24 protein-coding genes and 1 riboswitch are annotated in these 22,161 nt (G+C 72.6%); of the genes, 6 read left to right on the forward strand and 18 right to left on the reverse strand.

The genetic code is table 11. The features are described 5' to 3' along the window. Positions 1-22: 22 nt before the first annotated feature. The 4 genes from Vse01_RS19030 to Vse01_RS19045 all read right to left on the reverse strand — a co-directional run bounded on the left by Vse01_RS19030 (position 23) and on the right by Vse01_RS19045 (position 2,315). Positions 23-565, reverse strand: coding sequence for a DsbA family protein (locus tag Vse01_RS19030; protein WP_093401588.1), 543 nt, complete (start codon positions 563-565; stop codon positions 23-25). Between the two features lie 76 nt (positions 566-641). After that, the gene (locus tag Vse01_RS19035; RefSeq protein ID WP_093401328.1) at positions 642-1,331 is read right to left on the reverse strand and encodes a BON domain-containing protein; all 690 of its coding nucleotides are present in this window, start codon (positions 1,329-1,331) and stop codon (positions 642-644) included. Positions 1,332-1,557: 226 nt separating this feature from the next. Further along, positions 1,558-1,971, reverse strand: a complete 414-nt coding sequence (locus Vse01_RS19040; RefSeq protein ID WP_093401587.1) for a hypothetical protein — start codon at positions 1,969-1,971, stop codon at positions 1,558-1,560. Between the two features lie 194 nt (positions 1,972-2,165). Next, positions 2,166-2,315 carry a hypothetical protein gene (locus Vse01_RS19045; protein ID WP_170863263.1) on the reverse strand — a complete coding sequence of 50 codons (150 nt, stop codon included), beginning with the start codon at positions 2,313-2,315 and terminating at the stop codon, positions 2,166-2,168. A 338-nt stretch (positions 2,316-2,653) separates the two neighbouring features. Between Vse01_RS19045 and Vse01_RS19050 the strand changes: the two genes are divergently transcribed. Beyond that, entirely contained in the window at positions 2,654-3,019 is a 366-nt protein-coding gene (locus Vse01_RS19050; protein ID WP_093401327.1) for an STAS domain-containing protein, read from the forward strand. 28 nt (positions 3,020-3,047) lie between these two features. Here the strand turns inward: Vse01_RS19050 and surE are convergent, their stop codons facing one another. From surE to Vse01_RS19080, 6 genes are all read right to left on the reverse strand, one after another. Beyond that, positions 3,048-3,872, reverse strand: a complete 825-nt coding sequence (gene surE / locus Vse01_RS19055; RefSeq protein ID WP_093401326.1) for a 5'/3'-nucleotidase SurE — start codon at positions 3,870-3,872, stop codon at positions 3,048-3,050. Then, on the reverse strand, positions 3,869-4,849 hold the full coding sequence (locus Vse01_RS19060; RefSeq protein ID WP_170863262.1) for a 1-phosphofructokinase family hexose kinase: 981 nt from the start codon (positions 4,847-4,849) through the stop codon (positions 3,869-3,871). Before Vse01_RS19060 ends, surE begins: the two co-directional genes overlap by 4 nt. A 215-nt stretch (positions 4,850-5,064) precedes the next feature. Then, positions 5,065-6,168: a coiled-coil domain-containing protein gene (locus Vse01_RS19065; RefSeq protein WP_093401325.1), complete on the reverse strand. Its 1,104-nt coding sequence runs from the start codon at positions 6,166-6,168 to the stop codon at positions 5,065-5,067. A gap of 4 nt (positions 6,169-6,172) precedes the next feature. Beyond that, a riboswitch (cyclic di-AMP (ydaO/yuaA leader) is annotated at positions 6,173-6,304 on the reverse strand. Between the two features lie 152 nt (positions 6,305-6,456). Then, positions 6,457-7,374, reverse strand: coding sequence for a cation diffusion facilitator family transporter (locus tag Vse01_RS19070; protein ID WP_093401324.1), 918 nt, complete (start codon positions 7,372-7,374; stop codon positions 6,457-6,459). A gap of 91 nt (positions 7,375-7,465) precedes the next feature. Then, entirely contained in the window at positions 7,466-9,580 is a 2,115-nt protein-coding gene (locus Vse01_RS19075) for a HelD family protein (RefSeq protein WP_093401323.1), read from the reverse strand. Positions 9,581-9,713: 133 nt separating this feature from the next. Further along, on the reverse strand, positions 9,714-10,637 hold the full coding sequence (locus tag Vse01_RS19080) for an alpha/beta fold hydrolase (protein ID WP_093401322.1): 924 nt from the start codon (positions 10,635-10,637) through the stop codon (positions 9,714-9,716). A 148-nt stretch (positions 10,638-10,785) separates the two neighbouring features. Between Vse01_RS19080 and Vse01_RS19085 the strand changes: the two genes are divergently transcribed. After that, entirely contained in the window at positions 10,786-11,442 is a 657-nt protein-coding gene (locus tag Vse01_RS19085; RefSeq protein WP_093401321.1) for a carbonic anhydrase, read from the forward strand. Positions 11,443-11,518: 76 nt separating this feature from the next. On the opposite strand, the gene Vse01_RS19090 is transcribed toward Vse01_RS19085, so the two are convergent. Then, entirely contained in the window at positions 11,519-11,848 is a 330-nt protein-coding gene (locus Vse01_RS19090) for a hypothetical protein (RefSeq protein ID WP_093401320.1), read from the reverse strand. A 305-nt stretch (positions 11,849-12,153) separates the two neighbouring features. On the opposite strand from Vse01_RS19090, the gene Vse01_RS19095 reads away from it, so the two are divergent. Together Vse01_RS19095 and Vse01_RS19100 are read left to right on the forward strand one after the other, a co-directional pair. After that, positions 12,154-12,645, forward strand: a complete 492-nt coding sequence (locus Vse01_RS19095; RefSeq protein WP_093401319.1) for a DUF3145 domain-containing protein — start codon at positions 12,154-12,156, stop codon at positions 12,643-12,645. A gap of 61 nt (positions 12,646-12,706) precedes the next feature. Beyond that, entirely contained in the window at positions 12,707-14,440 is a 1,734-nt protein-coding gene (locus Vse01_RS19100) for a glycoside hydrolase family 3 protein (protein ID WP_093401318.1), read from the forward strand. 32 nt (positions 14,441-14,472) lie between these two features. Here the strand turns inward: Vse01_RS19100 and Vse01_RS19105 are convergent, their stop codons facing one another. From Vse01_RS19105 to Vse01_RS19130, 6 genes are all read right to left on the reverse strand, one after another. Then, the gene (locus Vse01_RS19105) at positions 14,473-15,102 is read right to left on the reverse strand and encodes a lipoprotein (RefSeq protein WP_093401317.1); all 630 of its coding nucleotides are present in this window, start codon (positions 15,100-15,102) and stop codon (positions 14,473-14,475) included. Positions 15,103-15,251: 149 nt separating this feature from the next. After that, a complete protein-coding gene (fabF, locus tag Vse01_RS19110; protein ID WP_093401316.1) occupies positions 15,252-16,478 on the reverse strand; it encodes a beta-ketoacyl-ACP synthase II in 1,227 nt (408 codons plus the stop codon). Positions 16,479-16,480: 2 nt separating this feature from the next. After that, complete coding sequence (locus Vse01_RS19115; protein WP_007072348.1) at positions 16,481-16,720, reverse strand: acyl carrier protein; 240 nt, start codon at positions 16,718-16,720, stop codon at positions 16,481-16,483. A gap of 82 nt (positions 16,721-16,802) precedes the next feature. Next, on the reverse strand, positions 16,803-17,747 hold the full coding sequence (locus Vse01_RS19120) for a beta-ketoacyl-ACP synthase III (protein WP_093401315.1): 945 nt from the start codon (positions 17,745-17,747) through the stop codon (positions 16,803-16,805). Further along, positions 17,744-18,733 (reverse strand): ACP S-malonyltransferase, encoded by a 990-nt coding sequence (locus Vse01_RS19125; RefSeq protein ID WP_093401314.1) that lies wholly within the window; start codon positions 18,731-18,733, stop codon positions 17,744-17,746. Before Vse01_RS19125 ends, Vse01_RS19120 begins: the two co-directional genes overlap by 4 nt. Before the next feature lie 78 nt (positions 18,734-18,811). After that, positions 18,812-20,110, reverse strand: a complete 1,299-nt coding sequence (locus Vse01_RS19130; protein ID WP_373870685.1) for a PucR family transcriptional regulator — start codon at positions 20,108-20,110, stop codon at positions 18,812-18,814. A gap of 117 nt (positions 20,111-20,227) precedes the next feature. Here Vse01_RS19130 and Vse01_RS19135 point away from each other — a divergent pair, with 117 nt between their 5' ends. Beyond that, entirely contained in the window at positions 20,228-20,593 is a 366-nt protein-coding gene (locus Vse01_RS19135) for a hypothetical protein (RefSeq protein ID WP_093401312.1), read from the forward strand. A 54-nt stretch (positions 20,594-20,647) separates the two neighbouring features. On the opposite strand, the gene Vse01_RS19140 is transcribed toward Vse01_RS19135, so the two are convergent. Further along, complete coding sequence (locus Vse01_RS19140; RefSeq protein WP_093401311.1) at positions 20,648-21,295, reverse strand: hypothetical protein; 648 nt, start codon at positions 21,293-21,295, stop codon at positions 20,648-20,650. A gap of 276 nt (positions 21,296-21,571) precedes the next feature. Here Vse01_RS19140 and Vse01_RS19145 point away from each other — a divergent pair, with 276 nt between their 5' ends. After that, on the forward strand, positions 21,572-22,135 hold the full coding sequence (locus Vse01_RS19145) for a copper resistance CopC family protein (protein WP_232510997.1): 564 nt from the start codon (positions 21,572-21,574) through the stop codon (positions 22,133-22,135). Positions 22,136-22,161: the final 26 nt, after the last annotated feature.

Consider the following 22,161-nt stretch of genomic DNA (forward strand, 5'->3'; position numbering starts at 1 on the left):
TGCGGCCGACCCTCGTGAAAGGTCAGGCGGCGGCGTCGACGGCGGTCAGGAGGCTGGCTGGGGTGAACTCGCCGTCGTGGCGGATGTCGTTGACGAAGAGGGTAGGGGTGGCGTCCACCCCGCTGCGGATGGCGCCGACGAAATCGTGCCGGATCCGGTCGCCATGGGCGTGCCGTCCGATCTCCGCCTCCACCTCGTCGACCGGCAGGCCGAGCTGTTCGACACCGAGCGTCAGGTGCACCGGATCCAGCTGGTCCTGGTGCTCGTAGAGCCAGTCGTGCATCTCCCAGAACCGACCCCGCCGTCCGGCGGCCTCGGCGACCTCGGCGGCCCGCTCGGCGTACGGGTGCATGTTGGTGATCGGGAAGTGACGGTAGACGTGGCGGACGGTGTCGGCGCGCTGCCGTAGCACCTCCGTCAGATTGGCGTGGGCGAGGGCGCAGAAGGGGCACTGGAAGTCGCCGTACTCGACGATCGTCACCGGTGCCTTCAGCGGACCACGGATGTGGTCGTGCTCGGTGACGGGTGTGCGGAGTCGCGCAGTGACCTGTAGGGGCGTGGTCAGCTGATCGGTCATACCCCCCAGCCTCGGGCCGGGTCGGGTGAGCGCGACTCACCCGACCCGGGTGGTTCCGGGCGACTCAGCGGAGCACCGGGGCGACCGCGATGTGGTTCTGCACCTCCCGGATGCCGGGGGCGGACCAGACGACCCGTTCCACCTCGGCGCGTTCGGGCATCGAGTGCACAAGTCCGCCGAGCAGCACCGTGTCGCCGTGTACGCGTACCGTCACCTGTTCCGCGTCGGTGGCGCGGTTGCGGGCCAGCGCGTCGACGATGCGCCGGGCCAGCAGGGCACCGTCGGGGCGTACCGACGGCCGGACGCTCATGCCGTTGCTGACCCCGCGTACGCCGTGCAGTTGGCCGACGGCCTGTTCGGCGGCGCGGCGCTGGTACTCCCACTCGACCTCGCCGTGCAGGGTGACCCAGCCCTGGGAAACCGTGACGTCGAGCGCGTCGACCGGCACGAACGCCTGCCACTGCAGGGCGTGCTGAACCGCGGCGGCGATCTCCGGGTCGGTGCGTTCCGCGCCGGTCACCAGGCGCACCGCGAGGTCGTTGGCCACCGCCCGCACCTGCGTGACCCGGTGCGCGGCGCGCTCGGCCGCCCACTTCTTGGCGTAGCTGTCCACATGCCCGGTCAGCGTCACCACGCCCTCGGTGACGGCCACCCCGATCTCGTGCGGCCGGACCCGGGGCTCCCAGTCGAGTTCGTCCAGCACCGCGGACCGGATGTCCTGGTCGGTGCGATTGATCGTCGAGATGCTGGCCATCGGTCGCTCCCTTCTCACCACGGTGGCGCGGACCGACACGCCAGGCCCGCCGCGACCGAGCCTGGTGACCGTCCGGATGAATCGGCCTCACCCGGATCGGACGAGGTCGGCCGTTCCCGACCTGAGCTGCCCGGGAGGTTCCAGCGGGCGAAGGGCTGATGCATGACAGCACGACGGGCCCCGCCCGACCGCCTCGGTCGGTGGGGCCCGTCGTCACACAGAACCGTCAGCTGACGGGATTTGTCGGGTCGGCGGGGGAGTCGGGTCGGTCCACGTCGACGAACTCGATGTCCTCCAGGGCCCGGTCCCGGCTCCCCGCGGCGCGTGCCGCGGTGCCGGCGGCCCAGCCGACCGCGGCACCGACCAGGGCGGCGCCGATCAGCAGCGTCCAGGGCAGCGCCGGGCGGCGTCCGGCGAGCGCGTCGAAGGCGCGGCTGGCGCGGTGACGGGCCTCCTCGGCGGCCGACTCGACCAGGTCACCAGCGTCGCCGGCGAAACCGGCGGAGCTGTGGCGGGCGGTGCGGGCGGTGCCGCGGAGGCTGTCGCCGGCGTTGTTCACCGCCGAGACGAGGTGTTGCCACGCCTGGTCCGCGACCCGCTCCGGCTTGCTGCGGCGCTCCAGCAGATGTGTTCCGAACATGGTGGTTCCCTCCTCGACGGTGCCGGAGCCGGTGCACGCATCAGCTGTCGGCGGCGTTGTCCGGCCGGTGGCGGTTCGCATCGGAGGCTGTGCCCACACCGGCCCGGACGCAAACCATCGAAACGCCCGACCCGACCGGAAGGGCAGGCGCGTTTCCCGGTGCGGTCCGGACCACGCCGGGTTCGTCGCATTGGTCAGCGGACGGCGACCGCCACCGCCGCGGCGCGGGCGAAGTCGTCGTCATCGTCATCGTCGTCGTCACCGTCGCCGCCGCCGAAACCGCAGGCCAGTACGAGGGCGAGCAGGGCGCTGACACCGGCGAGCGCGGCGAGTCTGCGGAGCATGATGTGGTCCTCCCGTCATAGGGGTCACTCGTGATGCTAGGCACACCGCGCCACTATCGCGCGCCCAGCGCAGGTCAGGCCGGTTGTTCGTGGGCACGCCGGCAGTGCTGGAAAACGACGGGGATGGCGTCGGCCCGCTACCCTGGTTCGGCGGCGTCGGCAGAGGTCGAACGCTGAGTGATAAGGCCAATATAGTTCGGATATGGGTGATTTGTTGTGCCCGCATCCGTGAATTGCTCATCCCGAGGGGTGGCGACCGAGGCGGTTGAAGGAATACTGTCGGTCGCGGCCCGCGTACTGATGAGGCGCCCGTCGTACGGGCGAGTGGAGGTGCTCGCGTGAGCCTGTCGATCCTGCAGACGGTTCGGCCCGGTGGTGTCATCGAGATCGCCCCTCGGGGTGAGATCGACGTCGACACCGCGTACGAGGTGAAAGAGGCCATCGCCGAGGTGCTGGCCAAGGGGCGGCCGGCCCGGATCGAGCTCAACATGCGGCTGGTCACCTTCATCGACTCGGTGGGCATCAGCGCGATGGTCGCCGGATTCCAGACCGCCGAGGTCAGCGGGGTGAAGCTGATCGTCACCGAGCCGAGCCGGTTCGTGCACCGGCAGCTCTGGGTGACCGGCCTGCTCGGCCTCTTCGGCGCGCCGGAGCCCTACTACGCCGGGGCGGCCACGGCTCCCGAGGTGCTCCCCGGGGCCTGACCGCATCGACTACCGCAGGGGCACCTGATCACTCCCGGTCGAGGCCGGACAGGTCCACGTCGGCCACCTCGGTGACCGCCCGGACCGCGGTCACCGATGCGTAGCCGTCGGCGAGCAGAGCCAGATCCGTGCCGGGCTGTACCGCCTGTCCCGGCTCCTCCAGCGAGGTACGCACGAAGCCGTGCCCGGATTCGGCGACGGTCATCTGCACCTGGCCGAAGGTCGCCAGGGTGGCATGGCGTACCCCACGCAGTCGAGCCAGCGGTAGATCGGGCGCATTGACGTTGAGCACGCTCTCCGTCGGCGCGGCGGTCAGCCGGGGCAGCAGATCCAGGGCGACGTGGGCGGCGGTGGCCCAGTTCCGTTCGGCGTCGCGAACCCGGGCGGCAGCCGCCACCGCGGCACCTCCGCTGGCCGCCGTCGCCTCACCCGCCGAGAGCACGTCCAGCGACACCGCCATCGCCCGGCAGCCGTTGGCCGCAGCGGTGAAGGCGGCCCCGACGGTGCCGGAGTGCAGCACCGCGCGGCCGGCGTTGGCGCCTCGGTTGATGCCCGACAGCAGCACCGACGGCGGCGGTCCGAAGGCACCGTGTACGGCGATGAGCGCGATGAACCCGGGCGAGCCACCGACGCCGAACGTCGGCACGCCGTCGAGCTCCGGTAACGGATGGTCGTGGACCACCACGTGCCCGTCCTGCTCCATGGCGCTCATCGCGGCGCTGGTGCCGCTCGCCTCCTCCAGTGGGGCAGCCACCACCACGTCCAGGCCCCGGTCGACGGCCGCCCGAGCCAGCGCCTGGATGCCCGGCGCGGCGATCCCGTCGTCGTTGGTGATCAACACCCGCAGCGTCATCGGCCACCCGCCCGTTGCGCCAGTTCGTCGGGGGTGGTCCGCTCCTGGGGACGGCTGCCCGCCGGTTCCAACCGGACCCGGTCGACGAGGCCGTTGATCGAGTCGAGGCGGCCGGTGCCGAGGCCGTGTCGGGTGACGTTGAGCGCGCCGGCCGCCGCGCCGGTACGGATCGCCGTGCGGACGTCGCCGCCCCGGGCCACCACGGCGGCCACCCCGGCGGTCATCGAGTCGCCCGCCCCGCGCGGGTCGGCGGCCTCCAGCCGCGGCATCCGCACCTCGAACACCTCGCCGTCGACAAGCGCCAACGCGGGCTTGTCGGCCCGGCTGACCACCACGTTCTCGGCGCCGGAGGCGTGCAGGTCGTACATCGCGCGGGTGAGCTCCTCCTCGTCGTCGCCGTCGGCCCGCCCGTCGGCGATCAGTTCCTCGTGGCTGACCTTGAGAAAGAAGACACCGCTTTCCAGGACGGCGGCGAGGTGCTCGCCGCAGAGATCCACCACCACTCGGCCACCGTTGGCACCGAGATCGGCCGCGAAGCGCCGGTAGAGGTCGGCGGGGACCAGGGACGGATGGTTCGGCCCGCTCAACACGCTCACCGGCGCGCGCAGGCCCTCGCCGAGTGCGAGGTTGTAGAGCTCGTCCAACTCGTGCCGGCTCAACGGCTGGCCGATGACGTCGACGATCTCCTGACGGGTCCCCTCGCGGCGGTCGTGCACGTACCCGCCGGTGCCGCCGGAGTCGCGGGCCACCACCTTCAGGTCGACTCCCTCGCTTACCAGCAACGGTTGCAGTACCTGCCCGACCTCGCCGCCGAGCGCCGCGCAGAGCACCACGTCGACGCCGAGGGACAACACCATCCTGGCCTGCCACACCCCCTGCCCGCCCGGGTGCAGGTGCAACTCCGGTGCGTCGCTCGGCTGGTCGATGGTCACGGTCAGCAGCGGTGTCGGTGCGAAGATCATGACGCGGCCGGTCATGACCGCTCCCCGTTGTCCGTACCGCCGCCGGGTCTGGCGATTCGCTCGTTCATGGCGTTCCTCCCGTTAGCGGACAAATACCGCTTCCTGGTACGACGGTAACCAAGGAGGCGCGTCGATGCGCGCCGAAGGGACGGTGCCCCGCCGGCCAACGGTGAAACGCAGCGCCGGGTGAACCGCTCGTGAAGAGCAGTTCACCCGGCGCGAAGAGGAAGTCAGTACACCGACAGGTGGACGTGGTTGGTGTGGTCGCTGGACGGGTCACCCCGGGCACCGCTGTACGACTTCCAGCCGCTGCTGGGCAGCCAGATCTGCCTGTACCAGATCACGTAGAGCACCGCGAGCCGGTCGGCGTTCTTGACGAAGTACGCCGCCAGGTTGTTGCCGTAGGTCCGGTCGCCTCCGGTCGCGTCCCCGCCGAAGCCGTTCTTCTGGGCGGCGAAGTCGCAGGCCCGACCCTTCGGGTGCTCGCCCGAGCCGCCGGAGCGGTAGCAGGAGACGTACCGGGTGAAGCCAGCCGACTTGGCCTGCTTCAGCGCATGCAGGGTGCGTGGGGTGATGCAGCCGTTGGCCGGGGTGGGGTCGTTGACGCTGCACGACTCCGAGGGCCACGACCCGTCGGAGTTGCGGGGAGCGGGCTTGGCGGTGGGACTCGACCCGCTGCTGCGCGACGGTGACCGGGCGGCCCGCTCGGCGGCCCGGGCCCGTTCGGCCGCCTCGTCCCGCTCGATGGCCACGGTCAACGCCCGCTCGGCCTGGTCCTTGCGCTTGGCCATCACGGCCACCTGCTTGCGCTGCTCCTGGATCTCCACGTCCAGGGCCTGCTTGGTGGCGCTGACCTCGTCCCGGGCCACCTGGAGCTCACGCAGCGCGCGATCCTCGTTGGCAGCCACCGCGTCCAGCGCTGCCGCCCGGTCCATGAAGCCGGCCGGTGAACCGCTGTTGAGCAGAGCCGACGCGGCGCCCAGCCGCCCGGTGCGGTACGCCTGTGCGGCGATCTCGGCGACCTTGGTGCCCCGCTCGGCGACCTGACTCTCGGTCGTCTTGAGCTGCTCGGCAAGCTTCTTCTGGCGCTTGACCGAGCGGTCGAGTGCGGTCTTGGCGTCGAGGTAGCCCTTGCTGGCGGCCTCCAGTTGGGCCCGCAGCGCCGGGGTGCCGCCCTCGTCGTCCACGTCGCCCGGGGCAGCCGCCCGCAATGGCGGCGATGCCGCGGCGGCGGGGGTGAAGGGGGCCAGCGCGACGCCGAGAGTGAGGGCGAGCGCGGCGGCGATCAGGGCCGCCGTACGGGCGGCCGGTCTTACCGTTGCCACTGCTGGCATGCACGTTTCCTTCCGTCAGCCGCCGACCGGGTTAGCTGACGGGTTCGGGACGGAAGATCCCTACCGCTGACGCGGATACACCCCAGGAACCTGGTTCCCCGGTTCGCCCTGGCGGGCGATTAGGCGGCGGCCGCCGCCGGCACCTGTGGGTGCCGCCTGGCGGAGGCCGGGTCCGAGCCTACCGGTGCCCATGTGACCGGTGCAGCTGCTGTTACTGCTGGTGTTCAGTTGTTGACTAGTAGAACAGACCAAAAGCGGACAATAACCCCTTTTCTCTGATTCTTCCGGTCACCACTGCGCCGCCCCGCAGTGCCCGGGATCCGACCGCGGCTCGATCTGGAGGGTCGCGTGCTCGATCTGGAAGTCCTCGTGCAGCGCCGAGCGGGCCGCCGCCAGCACGGCGCCGACGTCGGCGCCCGGTCTGACGGTGAGGTGCGCCGAGGCGACCTCCATGCCGGAGGTCAACGTCCAGACGTGCAGGTCGTGGACGCCGGCCACGCCCGGCACCGCGGCCAGCCGGTCGTACACCGCGGTGACCTGAAGGTGTTCCGGAGCGGCCTGGACCAGGATGCGTACCGCGGCCCGGCCCAGGCGCCAGGTCCGGGGCAGGATGAACGTGGCGATCGCGGTGGCCACCAGAGGATCGGCCCACCACCAGTCGGTCACGGCGATCAGCAGGGCGGCCGTGATCACGCCAAGCGAACCGAGCAGGTCCGCCAGCACCTCCAGATACGCCCCGCGCAGGTTGATGCTCTCCCGCGCCCCCGGACGCAGGAGGGCGAACGCGGCGACGTTGGCGAGCAGGCCGAGTGCGGCCACCACCAGGACCGGGCCGGCGAGCACCTCGGGCGGATCGCCGATTCGGCGTACCGCCTCGACCAGCACGTACACCGCGACGCCGGAGAGCAGTACGGCGTTGGCCAGGGCCGCGAGCACCTCCAGTCGGTAGAGCCCGAAGGTGCGTTGCGGGTCCGTGTCGGCCCGACGGGTGGCGGCCACGGCCGCGAGGGCCATCCCGATGCCCAACACGTCGGTGAACATGTGCCCGGCGTCGGAGAGCAGGGCCAGCGAACCGGTCCGCAGAGCGGTGCCTGCCTCGATCACCATCAGCGCGCTGAGCAGGGCGAACGCTGCCCACAGCCGGCCGGAGTGGCGGTGGGCGGCGTTCGACACCGCAGCGTGGTGGTGGTCATGGCCGGCGCCCACCCAGACACCTTGCGTCGTCCGCCGGACCGGGGACGGAGCTATGCCAACATCGCTATGTGTGCAATCGTCGGGCGGGTCGCCGTGCTCGGTTTCAACCGGTCGGGTCGACGGTGGTCAACCGCTGGGTGGCCCGGGACAGGGCGACGTAGAGGGTACGGACACCGGAGCCCGGCTCCGCCCGGATCTCCGCCGGGGCGACCAGCACCACACCGTCGTACTCCATGCCCTTGGCCTCCAGGCTGGTCACCACCTGCAACCGCTGCCCGCCCAGCGCCCCCAGCCAGGCCGCGACCTGGTCCCGTCGGGGCACCGGAGTGATCACGCCGACGGTCCCCTCGACCTCGCCGAGCAGGGCGCTGGCGGCCGTCACGACGGTGGTCTCCAGCTCGGGCGCCGGCACCTCGAGCTGGAGTGGATCGATCCCGGTGGAACGGACCGCGGTGGGCAATGCGAGATCCGGGTACGCCCGCCGGATCTCGGCCGCCGCCACCGCGAAGATCTCCGCCGAGTTGCGGTAGTTCGTGGTGAGCGTGAACCGGTGCCGGCGGCGGCGCCCCAGCGCCTGGTCGCGGGCCCGGGCCAACTCCTGCGGATCTCCCGTCCACGCGGTCTGCGCCGGATCACCCACCACCGTCCAGGACGCCAGCCGCCCGCGCCGGCCCACCATCCGCCACTGCATCGGTGAGACGTCCTGGGACTCGTCGACCACCAGGTGGGCGTAGTCGCGGTAGTCCTCGGGGCGTTCCCGGGCGGCCTGACGGGCAGCCCGCTGCCGGTCGGCATGGGTGCTCAGCTCACGTACCCCGCCGGCCAGCTGGAACGGATCCCGTTTCGGGCGGGCGGGACGCATCGGCTTGCCGAGCAGCGCGTCCAACTCGTCCAGCAGCGCGACGTCGGCCACGGTCGGCCCGTCCGTGGCCAGCTCCCGGTACGCCGCACCGAGCAGCCGGATCTCGGCACCGGAGAGCAGGCCCCCGCCGTACCGGCGCAGCCGCTGCGGTTCGGCCAACCAGGCGAGCACATGCCGCGGATGCAGCCGGGGCCACCACGCCTTGAGGAACTCGCGGAAGTCCGTCCGGTCGATCAGCTCGTCCTCGAAGGCACGCTGTTCGGGCAACCCGGCGATGCCCAGCCGGCGAGCCTGCGCCCAGAGCGCGGCGAGCACGCCGTCGAAGCCGGCCCGACGCACCTCGTTGCGGCGGGCGCCGCGGGGCAGCGCCCGGTCCCGGATGGCGTCCAGCTCGGCCTGCTCCAACCGCAGCAACGTGCCCCGGTACAGCAGGCGCAGCTCGGTCGGGGAGTCGGGGACCGCGTCCCGGGCCGCCCGTTCCAGCACCCGGCGCATTCGCAGCGAGCCCTTGATCGCCGCCACCTCGGGCGGGTCGGTGCGGGTGGCCACCACCCCGGGAAACAGGGTGCCCAGCGAGCGCAGGGTGGCGGTGTCCTCGCCCAGCGACGGCAGCACCGAGGCGATGTACTCGACGAAGACCGAGGAGGGACCGATCACCAGGATGCCGCCTCCGGCGTACCGGCTGCGGTCGGCGTAGAGCAGGTACGCCGCGCGATGCAGCGCCACCGCCGTCTTGCCGGTGCCCGGGCCGCCGGAAACGAGGGTCACTCCCGAGCCGGGGGAGCGGATCGCCTCGTCCTGCTCGCGCTGGATGGTGGCCACGATGTCCCGCATGCCCCGGCCGGTGGTCCGGGACAGGGTGGCCAGCAGCGCGCCGTCGCCGACCACCGGCATGTCCGGCGGGGCCGCGTCCGGGTCCAGCAGGTCGTCCTCGATCCGGGTGACCCGCTCCCCGCTGGACTGGATCGTCCGACGCCGGACGACGCCCAGCGGCTCGGCCGGGGTCGCCCGATAGAAGGCGGCGGCAGCCGGGGCCCGCCAGTCCACCACAAGCGTGGTGGCGTCCTCGTCGCGGATACCGAGTCGCCCGACATACAGGGTCTGCCCGTCACGCAGGTCGAGTCGGCCGAAGACCAACCCCTCGTACTCGGCGTCGAGCACATGGCGTCGCTGCGCGGCGTGGAAGACCATCGCGTCGCGTTCGACGAGCGCACCGAAGTTGCCGACCCGGGCCAGCCGGTAGCCCTCCCGTTCCGCGCGAACCGCGGATCGGCGCAGCTCGGCCAGTCGCGCGTACACCCGGTCGAGATGCCGTTGCTCGGCGGCGATCTCCTGATCCAGGGTGCTCTGGTCCACCGCTCGCTCTCCTCGTGACGCCGCCCGGCCAACCGCACGAGATTACGCCCCGCGTCCCAGGGCGCTTCCCCCGGATCTTCGCCGACCTGCGACGGACCCGGCGGCAGGGCACCGTGGCCGCAGCGGGTGGCGGTCAGCCGAGGACGCGCTGCCCGGCCGGGAGGTCATCGAGGACCCGGCGCAACACGCCGGCCAGGGCGGCGTTGACCTCCTCGGGACGCTCCATCATCAACATGTGTCCGGCACCGGGGCAGACGGTCAGCTCGGTGGCGGGCAGCGCGGCGGCGATGGACTGCGCACACGGCGGCGGGGTGAGCCGGTCCCGGTCGCCGACAAGCGCCGCCGCCGGCAGGTGAGCCAGCGCGGTGAGCGTCGCCAGCCGGTGCTGGGTGCCGATGGAGGCGCGGAACCCGCCGATCGACCGCAGCGAGGCGCGGGCCACCGCCGAGGTGACCAGCCGGATGTCCGTGGCGTCGCAGCTGTCCCCGAACAGCATCCACCGGATGCTCGGTCGGAGCGCGCGCAACAGGGCCCGGGGCGGTCGCCAGGCGCCGCAGCGGGCGAGAACGCCGGCTCCGGTGGTTTCGGCCAGCCGGATGATCCGGGCGATCCGGGGAGAAAGGCCGTAGACGGTGTGGGTGTGCCCTTCGGCGGTGGTGGAGACGAAGACCAGACCGGCGGTGCGTCGGGAGAAGTGGTCCGGGTGGCGGTGCGCGTACTCCATGATCGTCATGCCGCCCATCGAGTGGCCGACCAGCACCACCGGGCCGGTGGGCGCCACCGTGTCCAGCACTGCGGCCAGGTCGTCGCCCAGTTGGGCCAGGGTGGCCGTGGGCAGCGCCATGCAGCTGGACCGACCGTGCCCACGCGCGTCGTAGGTGACCACCCGGACCGAGCCGAACGTCTCGCGGAGGGCGGCGAGTTGCCGGTGCCAACTGCGTCCGTCCAGGGTCCAGCCGTGCAGCAGCACGGCGGTCACCTCGGCGTCGGTCGGGCCGGTGGTCTCCACGTGCAGGCGTACGTCGTCGCCCAGCCGTACCTCGGTCGGCTCCGGCATTGCCACCTCCCCACGGCGCACGGATGCGTAACACCGGGGATACCCGGTGGTAACACCGGCTACCCGTCATGACAACACGCCAACCGGGCTGTTGAGAAGATCTCGTCGATCGGCTTTGTCCGGGCGACGGCCCGGCCAGGCTGAGGAGATGGCATCCACGGGGGGAGTACCCGCCGGTTCCGCGCTGGCCGGCCAGGCCCGCGGCGGCACGCCGCGCGCGGCCCTGGCCGAACTGCTCGCCGGTAACCGGCGCTTCGTCAGCGGCCAACCGGTGCACGGCCACGACGTGACCGCAGCGGCCGCGACCGCCTCCGGCGACCAGCAGCCGTACGCCGTGGTGCTGGGCTGCATCGACTCGCGGGTGCCGTTGGAGGCGATCTTCGACCAGACGTTCGGCTCGATCTGTGTCATCCGCACCGGGGCGCACGTGCTGGACCGGGCGGTGCTGGGTTCGATCGAGTACGTGGTGGAGGTGTTGGGCGTAGCGCTGGTGATGGTGCTGGGCCACGAGCGGTGCGGCGCGGTGCAGGCGACCGCCGAGTCGCTGCGTGCCGGCCGGCGTCCGGCCGGCGCGCTGGCCCATCTGGTCGACCGGATCACGCCGGCCGTCACCGAGGTGGGGATGGACGAACCGCACCTGCTGCCCCTCGCGGTCCGCCGGCACGTGGTCCGTACCGTGGCCGCGCTGCGCGCCGACCCGAGGCTGGCGCCGCCGGTGGCCGCCGGCCGGGTCGCCGTCACCGGAGCCGTCTACGACCTCGCCACCGGCGAGGTCGCCCTGCTGGATCCGCCGCACCGGGCGTGAGACGGCGAACGCCCGTCGGGGGCGACCCGACGGGCGTTCACAGGTGGTACGCAGCGGGCGCGGCGCCCTCGGCCGATCAGGCCTCGAAGACGCCGGCCTCGACCAGGCGCTTCTCGGTGGCGTCCCAGCCGTCACCCGGGTGGGCGGCGTTGAGACCGTTGAGCTCGGCCCGGATCTTGGCGGCGTGGCCGGCGGCAGCCAGCACCCGGATCTCCTCGATGAAGGCCTCGGAGTCGGTGCGCAGGTGCGCCGTCCTGCCGTTGGTGAGGTTCCGCACGTAGGCGTGCTTGCCGCCGTTGAGCGGGATCACGTACTTGAACTCGCCCAGCACGCTGAGGGCGCCACCCTGGCCAGCCTGGCCGGCCCGGACTGACGCGCGCGCGGTCTTAGAGGTGTTGCTCGCCACGGAGGTACTCCTTGCAAGACGTACGGAGGACGGAACGTCCGGGGGCTGTTGCGGGGGCCGTCAGAGGCGAGACCCGCGGAGGCTTACGCGGCACAGGCCGCCGATGGAACTGTACACGACCCACGATGCCGGCTGGTCATCGCGGCGTCACGAGGTGGAACCGCGGTCACCTGTCCGGGTATTCCGAGCGGCGGATTTTCCGATTCCCTGGCGTACCATCCGTCACAGCAGTCATCATGTGTTCCACAAGCCCGGATCGGGCGAGGTCGTAGGGGAAGACGCACCTCGCACTCCGGGAGGTCACCGTGCCAACGCGTGGCGTCGTATACGTCCACTCGACCCCGCTCGCCGTGTGCTCGCACGTCGAGTGGGCGATCGCGCGCGTCCTCGCCGCGCCGGTCAACCTGCAGTGGACGGCTCAGCCCGTCGATCCCGGCGCCCGCCGGGCCGAGTGCGGGTGGTCCGGTAGCCCGGGAACGGGCGCCGAGTTGGCCGCTGCCCTCCGGCAGTGGCCCATGATCCGTTTCGAGGTCACCGAGGAACCCAGTCCCGGGGCCGACGGCGAGCGCTTCATGCACGTGCCAGGCCGGGGCCTGTTCCGGGCGACCGTGGGGGCGGCCGGTGACATCCAGCTCGGCGAGGACCGGCTGCGCAGCATCATGGCTGGCGCGCGGGCGCCGGAGGCCCTGGCACACGCCCTCGACAAGGCGCTCGGCACCGCGTGGGACGCCGAACTGGAGCCGTACCGCCACGCCGGGGACGGTGCGCCGGTGACCCTGCTCACCCGGGTCGGATAGGCAGGTCCGGCCGGCCACCCGGGCCCCGGTCGAGTTGCCCGGTACGCGGTGAACTGGTGGGATGGTCCGCGTGTCGACTACCCCTCGGCGCGTCGCCACCGCGCTCGTCCTGGTGACCGCGCTGCTCGTCGCCGGCTGTTCCGAGGCCGGCCAACGCCCCTCGGCGGGCCCCGCCTCGACCCCGGTCACGGAGCCCGCGCCGCCGTCGAGCGTGCCGCCCGAGGACCCGGCCACCCGGGCCGCCGCCCTCGTCGCCGAACTTGCCGACGAGGACCTGGTCGGCCAGGTGCTGATGCCGTACGCGTACGGCGACCACGCGACGAAGGTGTCTTCCGGTTCGGCGGCCGGTAACCGGGCGCTGGCCGGGGTGGACACGCCCGCCGAAATGGTCGAGAAGTACCGCCTGGGTGGGCTGATTCTGGTGGGCTTCAGCGCGGACGACCCCACCCAGGGCAACCAGGAGACGACAAACGTCGACAACCCGAAGCAGGTCCGCAGGCTCACCACCGGGCTGCGCGAGGCCGCCGGGCGGCTGCCCGCCGGCGCGGCGCCCTTCCTGATCGGCACCGACCAGGAGTACGGGGTGGTCACTCGGATCACCGATGGGGTCACCATGCTGCCCAGCGCGCTCGGTGCCGGTGCCGCCGATGACCCGGACCTGACCGAGGCCGCCTGGCGTGCCGCCGGCACCGAACTGACCGCCATGGGCATCAACGTCGACTTCGCGCCGGTGGCCGACGTGCTGGTGAAGCGCAGCACCGTCATCGGGTCCCGCTCGTTCGGCTCGGATCCGCAGCGGGCGGCCGACCAGGTCGGCGGCGCGGTACGCGGGTTGCAGACCGCCGGGGTGGCAGCCACTCTCAAGCACTTCCCGGGGCACGGCCACAGCGCCGTCGACTCGCACAAGGACCTGCCCCGGCTCCCGCAGTCCCGGGCCAAGCTGGCGACCGAGGCGTGGCCGCCGTTCTCCGCCGGCATCGAGGCCGGCGCGCTGGCCGTGATGTCCGCCCACCTCGACGTGCGCTCGGTCGACCCGGGCGTGGCCGCCACCTTCTCGTACAAGCTGCTCACCGAGGTGCTGCGCGGGGAACTCGGCTTCCAGGGCGTGGTGATCACCGACGGGATGAACATGCCGCCGGCCCGTCGTTTCCCGCCCGGTGAGGCGGCGGTGCGGGCGCTGAAGGCCGGCAACGACCTGATCCTCATGCCGCCGCACGTCGGCCAGGCGTACGAGGGGCTGCTGACCGCGTTGCGCGACGGCACACTGCCCCGCAGCCGGCTGGTCGAGGCGGCCACCCGCGTGCTGACCATGAAATTCACCCTGGGCGACGCACCCGCACCGGAGTTGTCCACGCTGGGCGCGACGGCACATCGCGAGGCGGCCGACGCACTGGCCGCCGGTGCGGTGACCGTGCTGCGCGGCCGGTGCGACACCACCGGCGTCCGTGGTCCGGTGACCGTCACCTCGTCGGGCGGGCGGGCGCACACCCGGGCGGCGTTGACCGAGGCGCTGACCTCGGCCGGCGTGCAGGTGGTGCCCAGCGGTGGCACCGTCGTGCATCTGGTCGGCTACGGCGACGGCGCGAAGGACCTGCGGAGCGACGCGGCCGTCACCGTGGCCATGGACACCCCGTACGTGCTGGCCGAAGCGAAGTCGGCCACGCTGCTGGCCACCTACTCGTCAAGCCGGGCCTCGATGACCGCGCTGGCCGACGTGCTTGCCGGCGAGACCCGTCCGACGGGCCGTTCCCCGGTCAAGGTGCCCGGGCTGCCCGCCACCACCTGCGCGGACTGACCCGTCCGGGCCGGGGGCCGCGCCCCTTCGGGTCAGGGTGCCGCGACGAGGGTGTCGCGGGCCAGCCGGTACGCGGGCAGCACGTCGAGCGGCTCACCGAGGCTGGTGCTGCTCGCCTCGACCAGGACCGTCCGGTCGGCCACCGTCACGGCCAACGCCCACTCCCGCACGTCGGAGTCGGTCAGCGCCCGTCGGCTGAGCCAGGTTGCCTCCACCACGTCGAGGTCGCCGGCGCGGGTCTCGCGGTACTGCTGGCCGCTCGACTCCGGTTCGGCGGTGACGAACGCCTCCAACGCCTGCCGGGCCGGGGTGCCTGCGCCGTCGGCCGTCCAGACCCGCAGGAAGCCCGGTACCACCGCACGGCCGTCCACCTCGCAGCGCACGGTCGAACCGCCGCGTCGGGTCAGCGCCTCGGCGACCGCGTCACCCAGCTCGTCGGTGGGGTCCGATGTCTCGATCGGCTCCGCCTCCCAGCCCTCGGCCAGCTCGAAGGTGACCGGCAGCGGGCAGGGCGCACCAGCGCCGACCGTGCCGGCGGGTGCGGCGGCGGCCACCTCGTCGTGCCACGGCTCTCCGGTCGCGCCGCCGGCACCCTCCCCGGTGCCGCCGCACCCGGCGAGCAGCCCGACGGTCAGCGCCGCCGCGATCGTCCGTCGTCCCACGTACCCAACCCCCGTCAGTGATCGACAAGGGAGCCAGCAAAAGCGGTGTCCCGAGTGGAAGTCAAGTCGTCGGAGAGACCACTGCTCGCCGGTCCGGGAGTGCCGGGAAACACCGCGGTCGTGGCGGGTTTCCCGACACCCGCGCCGGCTCAGGGCCGGGTGAAGACCAGCGCCACGTTGTGACCGCCGAAGCCGAACGAGTTGTTCAGCGCGGCGGGCACGTCCATGTGCCGGGCCTTGTTGGCCGCCACCTCCAGGGTGAGACCGTCGTCCGGGTCGTCCAGGTTGATCGTCGGCGGCACCACGCTGTCGCGGATAGTCAGGATGGTGGCGATCGACTCCAGTGCGCCGGCCGCGCCGAGCAGGTGACCGGACATGGACTTGGTGGCGGTGAGCACCGGATGGTCGCCCAGCGCTGCCCGCAACGCGGTGATCTCCGCCAGGTCGCCCACCGGGGTCGAGGTGGCGTGCGCGTTGACGTGGACGATGTCGGACTTGGCCACGTCCGCGTCGGAGATCGCCTTCGCGATCGCCCGGATCGCGCCGGCACCCTCCGGGTGCGGCTGGACGATGTCGAAGCCGTCGGAGGTGATGCCCGCGCCGGCGAGCCTCGCGTACACCCGGGCATTTCGGGCGGCGGCGTGATCGGCGCGCTCCAGCACGACGACGCCGGCCCCCTCGCCGAGTACGAAGCCGTCGCGGCCCTTGTCCCACGGGCGGGAGGCCCGCTCCGGCTCGTCGTTGCGGGTCGACATCGCCCGCATCGAGGAGAAGCCGGCGATCGGCAGCGGGTGGATGACCGCCTCGGTGCCACCGGCCACCACCACGTCGGCGCGGCCGGCACGGATCATGTCCAGACCGAGCGCGATCGCCTCCGCGCCGGTGGCGCAGGCGCTGGCCACGGAGTGCACGCCCGCGCGGGCACCCAACTCCAGGCCGACCCAGGCGGCCGGGCCGTTCGGCATCAGCATCGGGATGGTGTGCGGGGAGACCCGCCGTGGACCGGACGCCTCCAGGACGTCGTCCTGGGCGAGCAGGGTCAGCGCCCCGCCGATGCCCGAGCCGACGCTCACGCCGAGCCGCTCCGGGTCGAGCCCGGAGTCGGCCAGGCCGGAATCCGACCAGGCCTGGTGGGCGGCGATAAGCGCGATCGCCTCGGAACGGTCCAACCGGCGCAGCTTCACCCGGTCCAGCAGGCCAGCCGGATCGACCGCGAGCTGGGCGGCGATCCGGACCGGCAGTTGCGCGGCCCACTCCTGGGCGAGCGAACTCACCCCGGAGCGGCCGGCGAGCATGGCGTCCCAGGTCGACGCGACGTCCCCGCCCAGCGGGGTGGTCGCGCCGAGCCCGGTGACGACGACGTCGATGCGACTCATGATCAGGACTGCGCCTCGATGTAGCTCACGGCGTCCCCGACGGTCTTGAGGTTCTGCACCTCGTTGTCAGGGATCTTGACGCCGAACTTCTCCTCGGCGGCTACCACGACCTCCACCATGGAGAGCGAGTCGACGTCCAGGTCGTCGGTGAAGGACTTCCCCTCGGCCACGTCGTCCGGGTTCACCCCGGCAACCTCTTCGAGGATCTCGGCGAGGCCGGCGGTGATCTCGTCACGGGTCATTGCGGTGGGTTCCTCTCATCGGGTTCTCTCGACGGGCGGCGACGCCACCCGTCGCTCCTCGGCGCTGCGCGCCGTGGGGGTATCAGGGGCAGCGGACGACCTGACCGGCGTAGGTCAGGCCGCCGCCGAAGCCGAACAGCAGCACCGGGGCGCCGGAGGGCACCTCGCGACGCTCCACCAGCTTGGACAGGGCCAGCGGAATGCTGGCCGCGGAGGTGTTCCCGGACTCGACGATGTCCTTCGCGATGATCGCCTGTGGGATGTTCAACCGCTTCGCGATGCCGTCGATGATCCGGGCGTTGGCCTGGTGCGGGACGAAGGCGGCCAGCTCCGACGGGTCGACACCGGCGCGTTCGCACGCCTGTAGGGCGAGCGGTGCCAGTGCCGTGGTGGCCCAGCGGAACACCGTCTGACCCTCCTGGGCGACGTACGGCCGCCAACCCTCGATGCGTACCGCGTCGCCGCGCTCCGGCACCGAGCCCCAGACCACCGGACCGACGCCCGCCGGCTCGTCCTCGGCGGCAGCGGTGACCACGGCCGCGCCCGCGCCGTCACCGAAGATGATGCAGGTGGAGCGGTCGGTCCAGTCGGTGAAGTCGGACAGCTTCTCCGCGCCGATCACCAGGGCGTTGCGGGACGCGCCGGCGCGGATCGCGTGGTCGACCGTGCCCAGCGCGTACGCGAAGCCGGAGCAGGCGGTGTTCACGTCGAACGCCCCCGGGACGTTGATCCCCAGCTTGGCGGCCACCCGGCAGGCCACGTTCGGGCTGCGGTCGATCGAGGTGCAGGTGGCGACCACCACCAGGTCGATGTCGGCAGCGGTCAGGCCGGAGTTCGCCAGCGCCTTGTCGGCTGCGGCTGCGGCCATGTCGGCGACCGTCTCGTCACCGGCGATCCGGCGGGTCGCGATGCCTACCCGGTCGCGGATCCACTCGTCGCTGGTTTCCACCAGTTGAGCGATCTCGTCGTTGGTCACCACCCGGGACGGCTGGTAGTGCCCGAGGGACAGGATCCGGCTGCCCGTCATGACGAGGCCTCCCCAGCATGGTCGCGAGACGTGAGCGAAGTGTGTTCGTTTACCGAACCGCCGGCCGTCGTGCCGTGCCGGGCGATGAGCTCCCGGGCGGCGGGCAGGTCGTCCGGGGTCTTCAAGGTGACGATCTCCGGTGCACCGGCACCGGCAAGCTCGCGCTTGACCAGGCCGGCGAGCGTGCCGGCGGGCGGCAGCTCGATCACGCCGGTCACGCCGAGGGCGGCGAGGGTGGCCATGCAGAGGTCCCAGCGGACCGGGGCGGTGACCTGGCGGACCAGCCGTTCGAGCAACTCCCGGCCGTTGTCGACCGCCGTCCCGTCGAGGTTGGACAGCAGGATGCGGTCCGGATCGCTCGGGGTGATCCCGGCGGCGACGGTGGCCAGCGCCGCTTCCGCCGGAGCCATGTACGGGGTGTGGAACGCGCCGGCCACCTGCAACCGGACGACCCGGACCCGTTCCGGGGGCTCGGCGGCCAGCTTCTCCAGCCCGTCGAGCGCGCCGGCGGCGACGACCTGGCCCTTGCCGTTGCGGTTGGCGGCTGACAGCCCGTGCGCACTTATCGCGGCGGTCACCTCGTCCGGGTCGCCGCCGAGCATGGCGGCCATGCCGGTCGGTTCCAGCGCGCAGGCGGCGGCCATCTCCCGGCCGCGTACGCCGGCGAGGGTGATCGCGTCCGTCGCCGGTAGCGCCCCGGCCAGCGCCGCCGCGCCGAGTTCACCGACACTGTGCCCGGCGGTCACCGCTACCTGGCGCATCGGCAGCTGCTCGGCGGCGAGCAGCGCGGCGGCGACCAGCAGCGGCTGGGTGCGCGCGGTGTCCCGGATCTCGTCGGCGTCGGCGGTGGTGCCCAGGTGCACCAGGTCGACGCCGGCCAGCTCGGACCACGAGCGCAGTCGAGCCTCGGCGTCGGGGAGGTCGAGCCAGGGGGTCAGAAAGCCGGGTTTCTGGGAACCCTGGCCGGGGCAGAGTACGGCGAGCACGTCTATGACTCTCCTGGATACCCATGGGTTGCGCTGTGCCGGCTGGCACCAAACCGCACTAGGTCAGTTGGAGGGATCCTACAAAGACTGACGCTGGTCATCACCATGCTGTGATCTTTTACTGACTGGTGGGGCCAATGTCTGGGTAGGTACCACCGGATCCAGCCGGCCGACCGTCAGCGCGACCCGCAGCGCGAAGGCGTCCCGGGGCGCCAGGGGGCTGAAGCCGGTCACCTCGGAGATCCGCCGCAGCCGGTAACGCACCGTGTTCGGGTGCACGTACAGCGCCCGGGCGGCGCTCTCCAGCGTGCCACCGGCGGCGAAGAAGGCGTCCAACGTCTCCAGCAGCTCACCGCCCGCGCGGACCAGCACCGCGTACACGTCATGGCGCAGCCGCCGACGGGCCTCGGCGTCGCCCGCCAGGGCCCGCTCGGGCAGCAGGTCACCGGCGTGCACCGGACGTGGCGCCGCCGGCCACGCCGGGGCGGCCCGGTAACCGGCCAACGCCGCCCGGGCCGACTCGGTCGCCTCGTCCAGGCTCGGCACCGCCGGACCGACCACCACCGGTCCCTCGCCGAAGGCGGTGAGCAGCTTGCCGGTCGCCGCGACCGGGTCGGCCGCCCCGCCGAGCACGATCACCAGGCGGTCGCCGTGCACGCCGCCGATCACCTCGACCCCGATCCGTCGGGCCTGTCGGTAGACGGTGTGCAGGACCGCGGCGACCTCGCCGCCGGGGGAGGGGCCGACCGCCACCGCCACCGGTGGCGCGTCCGTCCAGCCGAGCGCGGCGGCGCGGCTGGCCAGCACGTCCGGTGAGTCGCCGCGCAGCAGCGCGTCCACCAGCAGGGCCTGCAACCGGGCATCCCAGGAACCGCGCGATTCGGCGGCCCGGGCGTAGACCCGGGCGGCGGCGAAGGCGATCTCCCGGGAGTACCGCAGCACCGCCTCCCGCAGCTGCGGCTCCTCACCGGGGGCGGCGAGGTCGCTGACCTGCTCCTCCACCACGTCGATGGTCACCTTGATCAGGGCGACGGTCTGCTGGAGGGTGATCGAGCGGGCCAGGGCCTGCGGCGCGGTGGCGAACACCTCGTCGGAAACCTCCTGGGTGCCCTCGGCGGCCCCGCCGCCGGAGCGCAACCACTGGACCAGGGAGCGGGCGCCGGCCTGGGCCACCAGCATCACCCAGGAGCGCTGGTCGGCCGGCAGTTCCCGGAACCAGGGCAGGGTCTCGTCCATCCGGACCACGCTCGCGGTGGCCAGCGCGCCGGCCGCCCGCTCGATCCGGCGCAGCGTGGCTGACAGGTCCGTGCTGCCCGACTCGCTCACCCGCCTAGCCTGACATGCGCTGACCTGGACCTTGACGGCAGGCGTCGACACCGGTGCCGCCGACGGCCGAACCGGCACGCGCTGCGCGGCCGGTCAGAACCGGCCAGTACGGTGACAGGGCACGTCGGGTGGGCGCCGGCGGGTGAGGGCGAGCGTGAGGAGACGCCGATGGCGTACGGGGAGGCCGACCACGGCTGTGCCCAGGGGGAGCCGTGCCGACCGGGCCCGCACGAGCAGCCGGCCCTCGCCAAGCCCCACCGCAGGCCGCCCGGTCTGGCGCATCCGGTCGAGCCGGGCGCCGGTCGGATGGCGGAGCGCCCTGAGGACGATCCCGCGTCCGCCCGGCAGCGCGGCGGCGAGCCACCGGTGCCCCGTCAGCGCACCGTCGAGCCGTCCACGGCCGGGCAGACCGACCCGACGGCCAGCGGGTGCCGCAGTGACCTGCCCGGCTGGGCCGGGGCGCACCGGCACGGTCCGGTCCGCCCGGCCCAACGCAGCCTGCGGCGGGAACGCCCGCCGGGTCGTTGGTGCTGAGCGGCGGTACAGCCAGCCAGGCTGCTGCGGCGCGTTCGCGGGCCGGAGGTGGCGTCAGTGGGTACGGCGGCGGATCAGTAGCGCGATCCCGGCGAGCCCGAGGGTGATCACCAGCACCACCGCGACGTTCAGCAGGAGCAGGCGGCGCAACTCGCTGAACGCCTCGTTGATGTCCTGCGCGGGGTTGAGCGCGTCCTCCGGGATGATGCGTTCACCACCGCCGGCACCCCCGCTGACCGCCTCGTAGGTCCGTTCCAGCGGCACACCGGCGGTGCGCAGCGTCTCGGACATGCTGACCCGTCCGAGGTACCAGGCCGCGCTGACCTTGCGGTCGGGCTGCTTCGCCGGGCGGTAGACGCGCGGCCCGCCGACCGCCTTCGGGTAGAGGTCGTAGGTCTGCTTCGGAGCGTCACCGGCCAGCACCAGGACCGTGTACTTCGGACCGAGGTCGCCCTTCTTCGGCCCGCCCGACTGGCGGACCAGGCCCTTGTGATTGACCTGCTCGATGACGGCGACGACATGCGTGGGGTGGGTGTCGGCGCGCAGGCGCAACGGCTCGGCCAGCCCGTGCCCGGTGATGTCCACGCCAGCCGGTGGCGTCTTCGGCGCCGCCCCGGCCACCTCGGCAGAGGTGAGCGACAGGAGCAACGCCGCCACCGCACCCGCCGTCGCCCCGGCCAGTCGCCTCATCCGTCGGACCATGCCGCCTCCTCGCCCCGTTCGATGGGTGGCCGTGCTGCAGGGGTCACACACGTTGGAAGGCCGACGGTGGTGACCGTGCCCACAGGACAGGTACCCACTCAAAGACTCCGCGGAACGCCGATCGGTTGCAGCTGATGGAACACTAATTGGAACTATCTGCGATTGCGACCCGACCAACGACCAGCCGCGAAGCAGCGGGCGGATTTTACCTTTGCGGAGGCCATGATGGGGGGCAGGATAGCGCGTCTGACGCGTTTCGGGGCAGCGGTGTTCGGCGTGGCGTTCGGCGTGTCGTTGCTGATGCCGGCGGTGCCGGCTGCCGCACACAACCAGTTGACCGGCAGCAGCCCTCGCGACGGTGCCCGGGTGGCCGAGGCGCCGGAGCGCGTCGAGCTGCGCTTTCTGGCCCGGCTCGACGAGGACACGACGAAGGTCACGGTCACCGGGCCGGACAATGTCGACGCGGCCGGTGGAGAGCCGCGTTTCTCCGGCAACCGGGTCAGCGTGCCGTTCACTCCCGGCGCGGCGGGGCTGTACGTCGTCGGCTACCGGCTGGTGTCCGGCGACGGTCACCCGATCACCGGCGAGGTGCGGTTCACGCTGACCACCGGTACGCCCGCCGACCCGACCCCGGAACCGACCGCCGCCGCCGATCCGACGGCGATCGGTACGGCCGCGAGTACCCCGGCGCCTGTCACTCCTGAGGCAGCCACGCCCATGCCCATGTCGGACGAGTCCTCCGGCGGCGGATGGTGGTGGGCGGCCGTCGCGGTGCTGCTGTTGCTGGCCGTCCTGGCCGCGGCCCGGCTGATCCGCCGCCGCGCGGCCCGCCGTGGCTGAACGCTGACAGCCCGGCCGCTCGGCCA

The sequence above is a fragment of the Micromonospora sediminimaris genome (assembly GCF_016863575.1).
Lineage (GTDB): Bacteria > Actinomycetota > Actinomycetes > Mycobacteriales > Micromonosporaceae > Micromonospora > Micromonospora sediminimaris.